This window comes from Adhaeribacter aquaticus DSM 16391, assembly GCF_000473365.1.
Lineage (GTDB): Bacteria > Bacteroidota > Bacteroidia > Cytophagales > Hymenobacteraceae > Adhaeribacter > Adhaeribacter aquaticus.
Map to the genome: position 1 here is coordinate 1,315,049 of NZ_KI421517.1, position 16,720 is coordinate 1,331,768.

The window sequence follows — 16,720 nt, forward strand, 5'->3', positions numbered from 1 at the left end:
ATCTTTTCCTGAAAAATCTCTTTTCAGGATGCCTGCTTATTCTGCTCAAATAATTTACTGCCCTCCGAAACTAGTTTTTCTGCTTTTTTTACACCGTACCGGCCAATTACCTCAAACTGCTGGCCCCTACTGGCATTGTAAGAGCGGAAGAAGTGTTCTATCTGATCAAGTAAATTTTTATCTAAATCTTTAATATCCTGGAGCAATTGGTGGAGCTTGGAAACCGCTGAAACCGCTAGAATGCGATCATTGCGTAACGTGTTACCGTCTTTGGTTTGCTCTACGGCTATAACCCCAAGTAATCTGGCTTGAACCAGGCATCCCGGGTAAACCGGTTCATCCATTAATAGCAATACATCTACAGGGTCGCCATCTTCACCCAGCGTGGATGGTATAAAACCAAAATCATAAGGGAAACTGGCCCCGGCCGGCAGCACAGCTCTTAGTTGATAAAGATCAAATTGTTCGTTATAGACATATTTGTTACGGCTGCCCTTTGGTGTTTCTATTATTACATGATATAGTCCGCTTTCAGCATCCTGCAAAGGAAGATTATGAACAAGTGGTGCCATAAGTGTATAGTTTCCTTATTGTAAATAGTGGAATAGGTATCTGCTGGTGTTTAACGGGAGAGATAGGCAAGGTGTTGGCGAGACTGTTTTTAGAGCAGGAACATTGGGTTGCCATTGTATCCGATTTTAGCATAAAGGCGTAAAACAAACTCTTATATCAGATGCACAAAATTCCTAACCTGAAAAAACTATGAAAAGAATTAAAAACAAAAAGCTTTGGATTACGGCCGGTGTTGGGGCATTGGTAGCATTACGGGCTATACAGCGAAAAAGAAATGCCTATAGTTTTTCAGGAAAAGTTGTTTTAATAACCGGTGCTTCGCGCGGACTGGGGTTGGTAATGGCTCGGAAGTTGGCGGAGGAAGGTGCTAAATTAGCTATTTGTGCCCGTAGTATTTACGACCTGGACAGAGCAAAAGAAGATTTACAAAGCCGTGGCGCCCAGGTGCTGGCCGTACCTTGCAATTTGCGCATAGAAGAAGAAGTAAAGCACATGGTAAAAGAAGTGGAAAATGAATACGGGCGGATTGATGTATTAATCAATAATGCCGGGATTATTCAGGTAGGCCCTTTAGAAAACCAAACAGTTAACGATTTTCGTGAAGCTATGGATACCCATTACTGGGCGCCTTTATACACCATGTTGGCAACGCTGCCAGGTATGAAAGATCGGAAAGAGGGAAGAATTGTTAACATATCGTCGGTAGGCGGGAAAGTTAGTTTACCGCATATGATTCCTTACAGTGGAAGTAAATTTGCTTTAGTTGGTTTATCCGAGGGGTTTAGGGCAGAACTAAAGAAATATAATGTTTTGGTTACTACCATTAATCCTTTTCTTACACGGACAGGTAGTGCCCGAAATGCCACCATAAAAGGTCAGCATGAAAAAGAATATGCCTGGTTTACCACCCTGGATTTACTGCCATTGGTAACCATGAGTGCGGAAAAAGCAGCCGAAAGCATTATTAATGCCTGCCGGCACGGAGATGCTGAAGTAACGTTAGGGGTTTTAGGTAAGTTGGCAACGGCTATTCATGGGTTGGCTCCGGGTTTTGTCGGAGATTATTTTGCCTTAATAGATCATTTATTACCTAAGGCTGGTGAAACAAATGAGAGCAAATTAGGCAGCGAAAGCCAATCCGATAAAACCCCTGGTTGGATAGAAGCCCGCAATGAAAAAGTGGGGGAAGAAAATAATGAGATTTAATTAAACGCTACTAATAACATAATAACTAATCCCAGCCAGGACCACCAGAATAACTGCATAATTAGGGGTTTGTATAGCCGTGGCAAAGTGGAGGTAAGCACCAGCATAGTGCTAATGGTAATAGCCAGGTAAAGTAGTGTAAAATATATAAAAGCGTTCCAGTTAGTAACAATAACAGGGGCTTTACTAGGGCTTTCTGCTCTTTGGTTAAGTAGCAGATAAGATAACAGAAAATAAATACCAACTTCAAAACCAATAAAGTAAATAAAGGCCAGTATTTTATTAAATGAAGAGGTAATCTGTTTAGCCATAAATTTAATCCGGTTGTGATAGCGGAAAGCAAATTACCGGTAATAAAATAAAACAGCACGCTTTTTAAAGAGCGTGCTGTTTATAACAAACAAATAAAAACAGGAAGTAAAGTTTTAAGGTTAACTTTTTACTTCTTCAAAGATAAGCAGGAACATGAAGTCGGCTATTTTTATTCGGTCAACCACCCTTTTCCCCGGTTGAACGAGCCTTCTTACTCGTCTATTCAATATTTATACTTCCGCTAGGAGTAAATTGTACTTTATTGTAAAAGCCTAATATTTAGTGGTGGCTACTGCGAATAGCCTTAAACGGTTGTTTGTATAAACTTTCAGGATTAGTTTCAGCATAACCAATCAATTGCGGAGGCTGGTGGTACGAAATTTTTTTTAAAAAGTTTCGCTCTTTTTGCGGCTATTTCAAAAGTATTTTCTATTTTAGTAGTGGTATTTATCTGGAGGAAAGCTTGTAGGGAGTTAATGTGAATATATTCACCCTCTACTTAATTCATTTGAACATCGGTATAGTTTTGGTAAAGAACCTATACGCAGAAATATATATAAATAGCATTATTTAAAGAGTGGTCTCAGGGATAAAAGTAGCCCTGGCCTGCTATAAATATGTATTTCAAAGAATAGGCTATTATTTTTAAAGGTAGCAACCTCGCTAAATATCCGGTTTTAATTGAAGCTTCTAATAGAGGATTTAAGTTTTGTGTTAGGCGGTAAACTGTTGAGGCAGTGATTTAAGTTAAATGAACAATCGTTTTTTATTCTTATTATTTCTTTTAATTTCTTTTGTATTTGTTGTTCCTTCCTGGGGCCAGGTAATACCTAATCTGGATGGTTTTGATGAAGAAATAACTGCTTTTATAGAAGGGTGGCAATTGCCCGGAGCTTCTGTTGCTTTAGTAAAAAATGGGCAGTTAATATACTCGAAAGGGTATGGTCAGGCGGATGAAGATACCCCAACTCAGCCGCAAAATTTATACAGAATAGCTAGTGTATCGAAGCCCATTACCGCAATAGCTATTTTTAAATTAAAAGAACAAGGTAAATTAAGCTTAGATAGCAAAGTGTTTGGCCTTAAAGGTATACTCCCTATAGCCGAATATCCGTTTACCGACCAGCGAATAAATAATATAACCATACGTCAGTTATTACAACATACCGCCGGCTGGGACCGTGCCCATAGCCCTGAAGGCGATCCTATGTTTAATTCGGTGCATATTGCCCAGACCATGGGCGTTCCGGCTCCTGCCAATGCCGAAACCATTATCCGGTATATGCTTACAAAACGTTTAGATTTTAAACCGGGTCGCCGCCACGCTTATTCTAACTTTGGCTACTGTATTTTAGGAAGAGTAATAGAAAAGCTATCGGGAGTAAGTTACGAAGAGTATGTACAAACCCATGTTCTGCAGCCTATAGGTATTAAAGATATGCACCTGGCCAGTAATTATTATGACCTGAAGAAACCTAATGAAGTACGGTATTTTGATACAAATGACAATACCCACGTTCCAGCTTTTGACAATTTAGATAAATTTGTTCCTGGACCGTATGGTGGGTTTAATATTGAAGCCATGGATGCGCATGGTGGTTGGTTGGCCTCGGCCGCTGATTTAGCTAAATTGCTGGCGGCTCTTGATGAAAATACATTCGGCCCAACTATCCTATCGGCAGATTCGCTTCGGGAACTAGGTTTGCCTTCAAAGGCTAACAAAAGCTATGCTAATGGTTGGATGGTGAATGGTTCTGGCGCTATGTGGCATACAGGTTCTTTGCCTGGCACTTCCTCTTTGGTTGCAAAATTGCCAAATGGTTTAGCGTGGGTAGTGTTGGTTAATGGGAAGCCTAATCCCAGGCAATACTTTAATGATTTAGATAAAGTAATGTGGCGTGCTACAGCCAAAATTTACGATTGGCCAACGCATGATTTATTTAAAGCCCCCACCATGGTAGCGGGTAGCAGTTCAACAGAAGAGGCAGAACCGTTTAATATGGCCTTGCCCGCAGAAGAGATAAAAAGTATACAGTAAGAATGTTACTGGCTTTTTTAAGCTACTTTTAGAAGTAAACCGTAAGGTATTGTTTACTCATAAATACCTCAGTCCCCGAAATAATATGCAGGCAATAATTTTTTGTGGCATTCAGGCTACGGGAAAATCTACCTTTTATAAGGACTATTTCTTTAATACACACGTGCGTATTAGCCTGGACTTATTGCGTACCCGCAACAGGGAGCGCATTTTCTTGCAGAGTTGCCTGCAAACCGGACAACGCTTTGTGGTAGATAACACCAATCCGACAGCGGTAGAGCGCAAAAGATATATCGATGTAGCCAAAGAAGCTAAGTATGAGGTAATCGGCTATTTTTTTGAATCAAATACTCAGGAAGCCGTTGTGCGTAATAGTAACCGCACCGGTAAAGAAAAAATACCCGACGTGGGTATTTATGGTACCCGCAAGCGGCTAGAGATTCCCTCCTACTCCGAAGGTTTCGACTCTTTGTTTTATGTACATATAAAAGAGCTTGGCAGGTTTAGCGTGCGGGAGTGGCAGCAGCAATAAGAGGAGTCCATTCGCTTAAGCTATAGCTTGCACCAACTTGTGTAAACGCTGGGCATCTCCTACTGCAAAACCATTAATATCATTATCAAAATAAAAATATACACTCTTACCTTCTTTTTCCCAGGCAAAAGCCATATCAGCCCAAGTAGTAAGCGCCTCATCTGAATAACTACCGTAGTACTTCCCTTCCGGCCCGTGCAGTCGGATGTAAACAAAATCTGCAGTTTCCAGAATAGGCGAATGGTGGTAATCTAAATTATAAATACAGAAAGCTGCCTTATATTTTTGTAGCAGCTCATATACGTTATCATTGTACCAGGTTTGGTTGCGGAACTCAAACGTATATAAAAGACCAGTAGGTAAAGCCTGTAAGAATTCTTCAAATCTTAGTAAATCGCAGTTCCACATAGGTGGTAACTGAAACAAGATAGGCCCTAGTTTTTCTTCCAGTGCTACAACATTTTTCATGAAGTTAGCTAAGCTGGTTTGTGGATCTTTCAGCTTTTTCATGTGGGTAATATACCTACTGGCTTTTACGGCAAAAGTAAAATCAGCAGGTACCGATTCTTTCCACAAGGCAAAGGTCTCATAAGTGGGCAGGCGGTAAAAAGAATTATTGATCTCCACCGTCTTAAAAAATTGAAGGTAGTAGTTCAGGTAATCTTTCTGCTGCATGCCCTTTGGGTAGAAAACCTCCTTCCAGTGCTTATAATGCCACCCCGACGTGCCTACGTATATCATGTAACCATTTTTAGAAAGGATACCCGATAGCAATGTGTAACACCATGCTCTTGCGGTTTGGTGGCACGCGCAATACATAAGATGGGCTTTGGTACGGATCGCGCAGTGGAATACCTAAATCCAGGCGTAAGACAAAAAACTCGGCATCTACGCGCAAGCCGGCACCAGTACCAATGGCTAACTGGCTAACAGCCCGATTAAATTTAAATTCGCCATTTGGTCGCTCCGGGTTACCCTTTGCCAGCCAGATATTACCCGCATCAACAAATACAGCTCCCTTTAAATACGGAATTAAATTAAACCGTAATTCAGCGTTGGCCTCAAATTTTATATCGCCTGTCTGGTCGAAATAACCACTGCCAGTTGTGGTAGTATCAACATAAGTACCCGGCCCTAATTCTCTCGGGCGATAGGCCCGGATGCTGTTGGCACCGCCAATAAAGTATTGTTTTATATAAGGTAAAGCCGCTGAATTGCCATACGGAATACCAGCGCCTATAATCATCCGGGTAGCTAAGCGGGTGCCTTTGGTTAAGTTCTGATAAAAACGGGTTTCCAGTGTTAAGCGGGAGTATTGCGAGTAAGCTTGTTTCAGTACGGTATTAGGGTTTACTTCCTGTTTCTGAATTTTAGACGTGAACAAGTTTAGCAAATTACCCGAAACGTCAATATTGCCATTAAAATAAAAGTCGGTCTTATGTTGTTGTTGATTTTGGGTGTTGTAAGTAAAATTATAAATAGATCCCGCAATAAATTGGTTCTGGAAGGTCTGGCGCAGGTATAAACTATTGTCTAGCCTTCTCTGGAAAATCGTATCTACGTTAGAAAGTTGAGAATACTGAATATTAATAGGCGTTAATTCGTGCGTAATCCGAGGTTTAGGCCGCCAAACGTAACCATAAGTAGCATTGTACCCCAACATTTGGAAGAAATTACGTCGGTCCATAAAGGTAAAACCCAGGGTAAAGCGGGTTTTAGGTACAAACTCGCTCCGGAGGTTGGTTAAGTTGAAGGGCGTAATAAACCGGGGAACATCTAATTGAGCCTGGGCACCGAAAATCAAGGAATTTAATCCGCTGGCGTTGTTGTTGCCGGTGTTAGTTTCATTTACGTTAGAGCTGTTCCGGTTTTTGTTCCCCGAAAAAGATTCCTGGCTGGCGTTTAGCGTTAGCTGCAATTGTTCGGCTCCCCGCATAAGGTTGCGGTGGCGGTACCGGATATTAATACCCGGCCCGGCAAATCCATTGGTTTTAGTTACGGTTTCTACCTCGGCTCGTAGCGATTGGGTACGCTGGGGCGTTAAACGCAGGTAAGCATTTAAGGCATTCCGGATGCTGTCGCTTTTGCTAAATTTAACATCTACGTACCGAAACAAGCCTAAACTCATCAGGCGGCTAACAGTTAACGCATGGTCGCGACGATTGTAGGTATTATTTTTCTCCAGAAAAACTGAAGGTAATAAATGTCTGGCTTTCAAAGATTCTTCGTCCGGAAAATATTGATAGCCGTTAATTCGTACCGGCGGTATATTGTCGGTGCTATCCCGACCCAGCGAATAATTGGTATAAATATAAATATCGCCTAATTTATAAGAAACCAAGGCATCTTCGGGGGTATCGGGTTTAATAGTAGGATATACCTGAACGGTATAATTATTATGCGTGGTATCTACTTTATACAGCAGATAATCCGGATCAAAATAAAAGTAACCCCTGTTTTTAAGAGCCGCATCAATTCGTACACGATCTGCTGAAAAATTAGCCAGGTTGTAAATATCACCTACTTTTAACAAGCTGTTTTCTTGCGAAGCGGCTATGTCGCGGTAAACCTGGGCGGCTGAATCGCCGGCAGGATAGGTGATGCTGCTGATGGTATATGGTTTGGCTACTTGGGCGGTATAGGTAACACTAACTGTTTTGGGTTTGATATTTTCTTTATACGAAGCCGTAGAATGAAAATAACCTGAATTGTTTAAGCGGTTTACCATTAGATCAGTAATATGCTTGTTACTTACCGAATCGTAATATACCGGTGGTTCGCCAAAAGTTCGGCGGATAAAACTACGTAAGCCTTTTTCTTTTTTAGGCGTGCCCACAAAATTGTAAATAGCCAGCTTTGGCCGCATACCAAAAAAGGAAGTATTGGGCTTTGGCGTAATCACTGATGCCAGTTCAGTAGATAGTGCAGCTTCGTTTTTAATAGGCTCCTGTGATTCCAGCTTAACAGTGGCGCCTGTGTACAAGCGTTTACCCGGTGGTAGTTTTGATAAGCCGCTGCAGCCGGCTAAATAAAATAAGCTAAAAATACCTGAAAGTAGTAAAACCGCCTTCCGGTAATTTATTTGTAACAAAGATTTGTAAATATGGCTTAAGCCGTTCATAGGCGTGTATTCAAATTATTTAGTGTTCTTTTATCTGTATTATAGTTTAATATTAAATCTCCACATTCTTAATAATTATCGGTTACCTGTTCGGTATTTCGGTTGCGACGGGCTTCCTTGTTTTTGCCACCCGACAGGTTCGAAAACAGATCGGCCAAGTCATTAAAATTGCGTTGGAAAATTAAAGAAACCCCTGTTTGCTGCACTTGCGTTTCGGTCAGGTCCTCGAAGGAAGGTTGCTGAAACCCGCGCACGCGTAAGCGGCCATTAGGTGTAATTAAGTACTCTACTGAAATATTGCCGGCAAATCCGCCAGTACCCGATTGTCGTTGGCTCTGGCCTTCCAACCCTACATCCGTGCCCAAATTAACAACTAAGCGATCGTTCAGGAATTGCTGGTTTAAGGCTACATTTAAATCGGTTCGGTTTTGGCCGGTAGCCGCGCCTGAACTATAATCCTGGTAAGAATTTAAACCTAATTCCAGACCCAGTCCACCTAAATATTGCCCGGTTAGTTTGTTTAATTGGTCGCTAAGTACATTGCTTACACTGTTGCGGGCAGTGGTAGCCAGGGAGCCCCCACCCGAAGATTGCAGCGGATCGGAAGCCATAAAACGACCTAATACAATTAGGGAGAACGCCTGCCGGTTCAGTTCGGAAGCGTCCTGCCGGATGTTTTCCAGGCGCGCCGCTGCCGCATTAGCCGTTCCTGTTCCTCTTGCCGATTCTTCTAACTCAATATCGAAACTGATATCAGGTTTCAACAGATCGCCATCTAAATTGATAATTACATCAAAAGGCAGTTGTTGCCGCGATTGGTTACGGGTTACTTCGTCATCTCCGGATCCGGAAAGCTGGTTTGAAATTAGCTCGGTGGTACCGGTTTTTATATTGTAAATAGCCCGAATGTCCATATTGGCGGTAAACGGATCGCCAGCCCAGGTAATGCTGCTGCCCCGTCCAATTTCAAATTCCCGTTTGGCTAGATTATAAAAGTTTAACCGGTACCGGCCACTGCTTACCACATAGCGTCCGCTTAAGGTAATATGCCCATCATCGTCCATGCCGGTATTTAACTGGCCTCGTCCTCTAATTTCCAAAAAGTCGCCGGAAGCTTCGTCAATAATTACAGTAAACGGAACATTATCCGATACATCTACTACGGCACTTACATTGTAACCAAACAAATTGGTTTGAGACAGGGTATCCCGTTTTTGCAGTTCGGCTAGTCGTGCCGTCAAAGTATCGGTAACATCTACAAACTGTACAATGCCTTCGTGTTCTACCATACCGGCCGCCGTAGCCGGGATAACCAAGGTCATGGCTGAGCCATCTACTACGGTTACATTGCCGCTAATATCAGGATGGTTTTCCTCACCGCCAATACGGGCATTTGCATTCAGAATAAGCTTTCCATAATAAAGTGGGTTATCTTCGCGGGTAGAATTCATGACCACGAAGTTGTTGGTGTTCACATTCAGGGCAAAGCGGTAGGTCAGGTAATCTTTGGTAAAGACCGTTCCGTTTACTGTAGCTTTGTTGTTTAGGGAATCGAGCAGGGTGAAATTATTAAAGCTGATACCCCGTTCATCAAAGGTCATGGATTCGTTTTGTAACCGGAATGGTGCACCCAGCATGGTAGGTACAAAAGAGGCATTGGCAAAAGTTGCCTGCCCGCGTATGGCCGGCTGAGCTACACTGCCGGTAATGCTTAGCCGCCCAACCAGAGAACCTGACATATCCTGCAATTGGCCCATAGCAAAGCCCTCGAACGCAGCTAAATTTAATCCACCAATATCGGCAGTCAGGTTAAGTGAATTAGATGTGGCCTGAGCTACATAATAGCCGTTAATAGTGGCGTTATTACCATTTCCTGTTAAGCTGGCATTCAAATTATAGCGGTCGCCGCCGGCATTATCGGCCTGCAAAGCAATATTACCAATCAGGTTTTTCTGGAAGGCAAAATTATCAACCCGCACATCTGAAGTAAAACTTAGTTTTGTAGGGATGTCGCGTAAAGTAATGGTGCCATTTACGGCCCCACTTACTAAACTATCGGTACGCTGAATGGCTTCGGAAATATCGGTTAACTGAAAGTTAGTAAAGCCAATTTGGAAAGGCGAATTCCGGCTGCTACCCTGGCTATTAAAAGTTAAGGCACTGCCGGCTGCATTCGATAATCGTACATTATTGGCAAATATATCGCCTGTATTATAATACTGGAGGTAATTGTCGGAATTTACGTTCCAGGGCTGGTGGTTAAAAATAACATCTCCTTGCGTAAACTGAAAGCGGTAAGCGTCGGGCAGCGTATTCAGTAAGCCTCCTAACGCAAACCGTTCCTGTCCATTGTCTTCCGCAATGGCTAAGCGGGTTTTTAACTGATCGTCCTGGGCGTAGCCTCCAAAACTTAAATTCTTAATAAGCATGGTAGAATCTGATAACTCCTGCAGACCTACTGCATAATTAATTCTGTTGGCGTCGCCATTTAATTGTATGGTTAAGCTATCAAGATTGTAACTGGTGTAAATTATGTTAGGTAAATACCCATCTACATCTAAGGTCTGGTTGGCGCGGGTATAGGAGCCGGTCATAATGCCGGGCCCAAATTTCTTCAATCCGGGTACCAGGCCATTGGTTAATAAATCAGTACGACGGAAGCGGAAATCGAAGTTAAAGTCATTTAAGTTTACGTTGGCCGGGAATGGGGGCTCCTGAATGTTAAAGTAAGAATCGGCGTATTTCATAAAGGCGGTGCCTAATTCTTCGGCGCTGTTGGTTCCTCTAAAAAAGCCATTCATAATATCAGACCGAATCGCAATATTAGTGCTGCCTATCTGGTTGGCCATCCGGACGAACAAAGAATCGATGCGGTATGTTTTTGGCCCCTGTCGGATAGTGAATTTGCCGGCATCTACAGTGCCGGTTAAGGTATTAAGTGAGGCTCCCCGCATGTCAGCAACCACTTTTCCCTGCAGGCGCAGCGGGCTGGTATATAAATTTAAAGCCTGTAAATTGGCTTCATCCAGGTTAAGGGTAAAGGCATAACTTGGTTCTGCCCCACGCATATTTACATTCCCATCAAAATTGAAAGCCAGGTTCTGGTCTTTCATGCTAACCGTGCCATTAAATACATTTCGGTCAGCAAGACCTTTGATAGCAATATTATTGTAGTTGTAGTTGTTGTATTGCACCTGCTGAATGGTAGCATCAATATCGGCGCGCATAGTTTCTGGTGTTAAGCCCGTGCCGTTAACAGTAGCGGTGGTGGTTATGGTACCTAAGGTACTATCCATCTTCATTAAGTGGCCTAAATTAAACTTGGCTAAACTAACCGTGCCGTTGTAGCGTTCGCCAGGCTGCATCCGTATGTTAGCAGTTGCATTTCCAAAAGTGGTAGTTATAGTAGAGTTGGTAGTAAAGTTTTCCAAGCTACCAGTAAAATTACCCGTCAGGCTCATGCTTTCCGGTAGTTGTATGGTAGGAGGAATTAAATCTCGTGGTAATAAAGTTTGAATATCGGTACGGGTGGTGGCAAAACGCTGAATAGTTACGTTTGCAAATAAACGATTAGGTTCAGTCAGATTCCGGATGGTACCCGTAGCTTGCAGCGCTGTATTAGGCCCTGCTGTTAGCCTAACGTTTTGAAGGTTTAAGTTCTGCATGCCGCCATTAATGCCACCGCTCAAACTTACCCGGCTTGGTACCTGGTACCCTGGAGGTAAGGAACCAGGTGGTAAGAAAGCTAAAATATCAGCGCGAGAAGCGGTAAAGCGAGTAATATTCAGGTTCAGGTTAGCTTTTTCCGGATCTGGTAAGCCCGTAATGGTGCCGCTTACATTCAGGGCAGTCCCATTTAAACCGGCAGCTTGCAGGTTCTCGATTCTTAGATTATCCATGCGCCCATACATGCGGCCATCTATGTACAGCGGGCGGTTTAATATACTCCGGAAAGAAGGATTTTTAGCTAATGCCGGCTGGAAATACAATAAGTCACGGAAGCCAATTTTTGAATTATCTAAATCAGCTTCGATGGTTAAACGGTTGATATTATCAGCTATGGTTTCTAAAGACGGATACCCTATAGCAAATCGCCTGCGTAAAATACTTTCACCGGTTTCCAGGTGCAGATCTTCTAAAGCGGCACGGGTGGAGTCGACAGAGATAGCAGCGGTAAATTTCCGAACTTCAAAACCACTCTTTTCTTTCAATCTAAAATCATTTAAATCAGCGGCTATGCGGTTCTGGCTAAAGTAAAAGTCATCCAGATCCAGGTTGATATCTGTAAAATTTAAATGATTAAAATCCATGCCGGTAGTCTGGGCGGGAGTGTTATAATTTCCAAACTGTACGTTAAGCCCCCCAATGTTCATGTCTTTCAGGGTTACTACCCAGTTTACGGGTGCTCCTTCTCTTTCTTCTACCGCTTTGTCCAGTTCTTTCGCTGTTTCTACGGGTTCAATGGCCATAGAATCCGGATGCGTATACTTGTCCTGGAAGTAAGCGACTGAGGTATTCTGTAGATCAAACTTATTCAGGTTTACTTTGGCATTGGGTAGGTCAATGTTATCGGCCTGAAGTTCAGTGCGGCCTATATTTAAAGCTATGCGCTGCGAGGCAACTGTATTCTGGTAATTTAATTTTACTTTTTCCAATAATACGCTGCCTATATTAAACTGCATTGTCAAAGGTTTGGTCTCCGCTGTATCAGTTGTGGCATCAGGTACTTTGGTTTGAATAATATTGGCATAACTGTTTTGCAGGGTTACGTTATTAATCCGGTATATTTCTTTATCGGGATTAATTTCATCCATGCGGGCTTTTAGGTTGCCAATGCGGGTGCGAACATTATTACCATAAATCTGGTCGTCCATTGTCAGGAAAATATTCTCCAGTTGCATATCGCCCATTTTATAGGTAAAAGGTGCGGCAGTAGTATCTACCGGTTGCGCAGTAGCTGTATCTGCGGCAAAAGCATTTAATACAAAGTCATAGTTGGTAGTACTGTCGGGCATAAAAGTTTTTATATGCGCCGTAGCATTCCGTAAGGTGGCAGAACTGATATTGATTTCGCTATTAAGTAGGGAAAAAAAGTTAATATCCAGGCCCAGCCGACCAGCATAGAGCAACGTATCGCCTTTCTGGTCTTCCATGTAAAAATCTTCTAAAACAAAGCTGTTTCTAAAGTCTGTTTTAACACGGCCAATGCGCACTTCCGTTTTCAGCTTATCAGCTAAATAATTTGTGCCCTTGTCTGCTAAGTAATTTTGGGTGGCCGAAAACTGCAGGGCTATCACCAGCACCAGAATTAAAACCAAGGGGATCCCGATAATCCACAAAAGGATTTTAAGGATGGTACGGCCAATATGAGAGTTATGTGTAGTTGTCAACGATGCGAATTGAATTTTCTTCCGAACTCGTCATACGTTTTTTTATCACTTTGGATAGTCTTTGATTTGGATATATTATAAAATTTTTATATGTAGAATAGGTTATAAAGCAAAAAGCCGGGAATTTACCGGCTTTTTGTCAACTGCAAAATATTATTTAATCCTTATTTATCTTCATGTATACCGTTAGAAGAGTTGTTTTCAGCGGAGCTGCCAAAATTTAATTGCCGATCCAGGTCTTCCAATCGGCTATCCAGGGTTTGGAGTTGAGAATTTATATCACGGGCTTTTTTATCTTTATTTATAACGCTACTCATTAACTCTATTTTCTGATTGAGTAACATCATCTTCTCATTTAAAAGACGCGACCGATCCAGTTGTAAGAATATTTCGCTCTGCATGGCATCTAACGTGGCTTTATCATAAAAACCTGTTGCAGACAAGCCGCCTGACTGCACATTGCCCTGGCGCTGATAGCTCATGGAGCCATTTAAATCAGGGTTGGTAGTGGCAGTGTTATTGTTGCTCAGAGACTTGTTCCCATTAGAGGAGTTGCTGCTTCTGTTTTGAGAAACGCTGCTAGCCGGATTTTTTTTATTATGACCAACTTTAGAGCTTTTATCCACAGCAGATTGGCTGCCACTGGAGCTTAATGGATCGCCGTTATAGCCAGGGTTGCTTAAATAGTTATGTTGCACCTGGTTATAAACATCGGAAGGAGCATTAGTATTGGCACCTGCTTTGGTATTAGTACCCGATTGTGAGGTTGTACTTTTATCTCTTTGAGATTGCGTTCGGTTAGTGGAAGAGCCATTACTCTGTGCATTGGCAGCCAACGAGCAAAAAGCAAAAGCAACTGCCGGAATTAATTTAATGTAACGTTTCATAGCTTATTAATTTAGGTTAAACATTTACCTCCGGCCGGCAGAAACTACCAAAATGGACACATGGGTTTTCCTAAATTAAATTTTGCTGATTTCCCCGCTGTCCTTTCTCATTTCTTACCAGACCAACTTTGCTACTCAGTTAGCAGCAAAGCCTGATTTTTTACGGGTACCAAATATGATAGGATAAAATTTATGGTAAAAAATTTGGGTATCAAGTATAGATTCTGCTTTAATTACAATAAAATAATTTATTAGTTAATATTTTAATATTCAGTGTTTTATATGTAGTAATGGAGGGTGTCATTAAGGGTCGGTAGCCATTTTAGAAGTGCTACTTTACAAACTGACCTAGCAGCAGGTAAAAGCAACATAAATAAAACCAGAATTTTTTTTCTGAAAATTTATCAGTGGGGGTTTAAATAAAATTACCTAAGTTTAACGTTCGATTGTAGAAAATACACCACAAACTAATTCAATTCATTTAACTAAGTAAAGACATGAGAAAGCAAGTAAGAAAAGCAACATTTTCCCTAACGGGACTTTTATTGGTAATGGCTTTAGTTTTGGGAGCTTGTAAAAAAGATGAAGAATCGCCGGTAGTAACTTTTCAAACTACCACTTTATCTGGTGCAAATGAAAGACCGACCGTAGTTAACTCACCAGGAACCGGAACAGTTAATGGTTCTTATAATAAGGATACAAAAACAATAACGTATACCATAGCCTGGAGCGGAATAACTACCAATGTAACCGGTATGCACTTTCATAATGCTATCCCAACAGCAAATCTGCCTGCAACGGCTGTTTCTGGTAACATAGTTATTCCAATACCAGGTACCGGAAATCCAGCTACTTATACCTCCCCTGTTTCTGGTACTACCCGTACGCTTACTGCTGATGAGGAAACTGCTTTATTGGCTGGTAACTGGTATGTAAATATTCATAGCAGCCAATTTCCGGGTGGCGAACTTCGGGCACAGGTACTTCCCCGCTAGTAAGCTATAACCTATAATTTTTTAAGTAGCTAAAGCAGTTATTTAATTAATATTGACAAATTTCATTTAAACTAAGGAGGAGAAAAGACTTAGTCTTTTCTCCTCTCTGGCATGCTGTACCTTTATTAGCCTTCATTAAAATATATTGCTGTTACGGCTCTAATCCCCACTTCAATTAATGAAGTTAGTAGAGAGCAAAAAGAAATTGGTAACTGCAAACCAGCAGGCTCTTTGTAAACTGATAGTATTTAGCCCACTCCCTCTAGTGTAATTGCTCTGGTTATCCTTATACTATTTTTAATTAAGGAATAATCCCCTATTTCCTTGTAAAGAGGTAATATAAAGCTTTTTTCGTTGCTAAAACTGAGGTAAAATGGCCTTCTGTACTAAACTGTTTAGTCGGAATCCAACGTATTAGCTGCTTTCTGGAGCGGCTTTAAAGGCTAAATTATATAGGTCTTTACTATATTAGAGAGAGTATATAATTGGTACATATTTTGTTGTAATATACAAAAAGAAGTGCCATGAAAAAGTTTCTAATTTTTATCGGTCTAGTTATCCTGGTTGGGTCAGGTTTAACTAGTTGTACCGGAGCTTATGTAGGTTATTCTTCCTACCCTGCTTATCCGGTGGTACCAGCTCCTTATTATCGCACTTACCCCAGACCCTATTTCCGACCATACATGGTATACCCGCAACCTTATCGGTACTACCCACCTCCTGGCCATGGTCGGGGTGGCTACTACGGAAGAGGTGGCGGCAGACACCAAGGGCGGTATTATCGGGGATATTAAGTAGAAATAAAAAAGCTTCGCGTATAACGAAGCTTTTTTATTTGATTTGAGCAGGAAAGGCTAAATCATATAAGTATCTAGTAAAGGCTCGTATTCTTTGTGCTTTCGGATATAAGCGGCTACTATCGGACAGGAAGCAATTACTTTATAATTATTGTTCTGCGCATATTCTAATCCGGTTTTAATTAATTGAAAAGCAACGCCCTTCCCTCTAAAGTTTTCGGGTACAAATGTATGTTGAAAGTTCATCACATTATCTTTTGGTAAACTATAGGCCAATTCAGCCTGGTCGTTTTCCAGAGTAATGCTAAATTCCTGATTGTCTTTATCGTGATTTACAGTAGTTTCCATAATAAGTGTATTAGTAGCTAATTCTCAAGCCTTACGCCGGTAAAAACAGAAAGTTCGCCTACTTATAATCCAGAAGCAGTACTGAAGGTAGTTGCTTATTATAAACCTAGCTTTATAACTTGGTTCTGGCAATATATTACTTTGGCAAAGTAATATATTGTCCTACATCCTCCGGTAGGATTCTAAAAATTAGTTGCTAATAAAGCTTTAATGTATCTATCCATTTCCTTCTATACTTTATAAAAACGGTAAATTTTTAAATCAATAATGCAGAAAGAGATTTCTATTGTAAGAAATTAAATAGAATTTATTTAATAAGTTATTGCCTAATTTATGATTCTTTATGTGAAATATAAAAGCATATATTAAAGTATTTCTATATTATACAGTTTCGCTTTAACGGGTGCCAGAATGAGCAATATGTAGGAAAAACAGCAAAAAGCTAGTATCTTGTATAGGTGTTTAAAGGGCAAACCTATTTAATGGCTGCTCGGTTAAGCATAACATTTTCAATCAAAGAT

12 protein-coding genes are annotated in these 16,720 nt (G+C 41.3%); 5 read left to right on the top strand and 7 right to left on the bottom strand.

Annotated elements, in window-relative coordinates; genetic code table 11:
• Window positions 1–23: 23 nt before the first annotated feature.
• Entirely contained in the window at window positions 24–572 is a 549-nt protein-coding gene (locus tag ADHAQ_RS0107700; RefSeq protein WP_026462441.1) for an inorganic diphosphatase, read from the bottom strand.
• A gap of 190 nt (window positions 573–762) precedes the next feature.
• Between ADHAQ_RS0107700 and ADHAQ_RS0107705 the strand changes: the two genes are divergently transcribed.
• A complete protein-coding gene (locus ADHAQ_RS0107705; RefSeq protein ID WP_051359781.1) occupies window positions 763–1,779 on the top strand; it encodes an SDR family NAD(P)-dependent oxidoreductase in 1,017 nt (338 codons plus the stop codon).
• Here the strand turns inward: ADHAQ_RS0107705 and ADHAQ_RS0107710 are convergent.
• The gene (locus tag ADHAQ_RS0107710; RefSeq protein WP_026462443.1) at window positions 1,776–2,090 is read right to left on the bottom strand and encodes a hypothetical protein; all 315 of its coding nucleotides are present in this window, start codon (window positions 2,088–2,090) and stop codon (window positions 1,776–1,778) included. The two genes, ADHAQ_RS0107705 and ADHAQ_RS0107710, sit on opposite strands and share 4 nt — an antisense overlap.
• A gap of 752 nt (window positions 2,091–2,842) precedes the next feature.
• Here ADHAQ_RS0107710 and ADHAQ_RS24910 point away from each other — a divergent pair.
• Together ADHAQ_RS24910 and ADHAQ_RS0107720 are read left to right on the top strand one after the other, a co-directional pair.
• Entirely contained in the window at window positions 2,843–4,129 is a 1,287-nt protein-coding gene (locus ADHAQ_RS24910; protein ID WP_051359782.1) for a serine hydrolase domain-containing protein, read from the top strand.
• A gap of 85 nt (window positions 4,130–4,214) precedes the next feature.
• Window positions 4,215–4,661 (top strand): AAA family ATPase, encoded by a 447-nt coding sequence (locus ADHAQ_RS0107720; protein ID WP_026462444.1) that lies wholly within the window; start codon window positions 4,215–4,217, stop codon window positions 4,659–4,661.
• A gap of 15 nt (window positions 4,662–4,676) precedes the next feature.
• Here the strand turns inward: ADHAQ_RS0107720 and ADHAQ_RS0107725 are convergent, their stop codons facing one another.
• From ADHAQ_RS0107725 to ADHAQ_RS0107740, 4 genes are all read right to left on the bottom strand, one after another.
• Window positions 4,677–5,402 (bottom strand): DUF72 domain-containing protein, encoded by a 726-nt coding sequence (locus ADHAQ_RS0107725; RefSeq protein WP_034256675.1) that lies wholly within the window; start codon window positions 5,400–5,402, stop codon window positions 4,677–4,679.
• Window positions 5,403–5,412: 10 nt separating this feature from the next.
• On the bottom strand, window positions 5,413–7,782 hold the full coding sequence (tamL, locus tag ADHAQ_RS0107730; protein ID WP_051359783.1) for a translocation and assembly module lipoprotein TamL: 2,370 nt from the start codon (window positions 7,780–7,782) through the stop codon (window positions 5,413–5,415).
• 68 nt (window positions 7,783–7,850) lie between these two features.
• Window positions 7,851–13,172 (bottom strand): translocation/assembly module TamB domain-containing protein, encoded by a 5,322-nt coding sequence (locus ADHAQ_RS0107735; RefSeq protein WP_157433370.1) that lies wholly within the window; start codon window positions 13,170–13,172, stop codon window positions 7,851–7,853.
• Between the two features lie 164 nt (window positions 13,173–13,336).
• Window positions 13,337–14,059, bottom strand: coding sequence for a hypothetical protein (locus ADHAQ_RS0107740; protein ID WP_026462448.1), 723 nt, complete (start codon window positions 14,057–14,059; stop codon window positions 13,337–13,339).
• Window positions 14,060–14,556: 497 nt separating this feature from the next.
• Between ADHAQ_RS0107740 and ADHAQ_RS24915 the strand changes: the two genes are divergently transcribed.
• A complete protein-coding gene (locus ADHAQ_RS24915; protein WP_084523785.1) occupies window positions 14,557–15,054 on the top strand; it encodes a CHRD domain-containing protein in 498 nt (165 codons plus the stop codon).
• A gap of 524 nt (window positions 15,055–15,578) precedes the next feature.
• Window positions 15,579–15,848: a hypothetical protein gene (locus tag ADHAQ_RS0107750; RefSeq protein ID WP_026462449.1), complete on the top strand. Its 270-nt coding sequence runs from the start codon at window positions 15,579–15,581 to the stop codon at window positions 15,846–15,848.
• A 60-nt stretch (window positions 15,849–15,908) separates the two neighbouring features.
• Here the strand turns inward: ADHAQ_RS0107750 and ADHAQ_RS0107755 are convergent, their stop codons facing one another.
• Window positions 15,909–16,199 carry a GNAT family N-acetyltransferase gene (locus ADHAQ_RS0107755; protein WP_026462450.1) on the bottom strand — a complete coding sequence of 97 codons (291 nt, stop codon included), beginning with the start codon at window positions 16,197–16,199 and terminating at the stop codon, window positions 15,909–15,911.
• Between the last annotated feature and the right edge of the window lie 521 nt (window positions 16,200–16,720).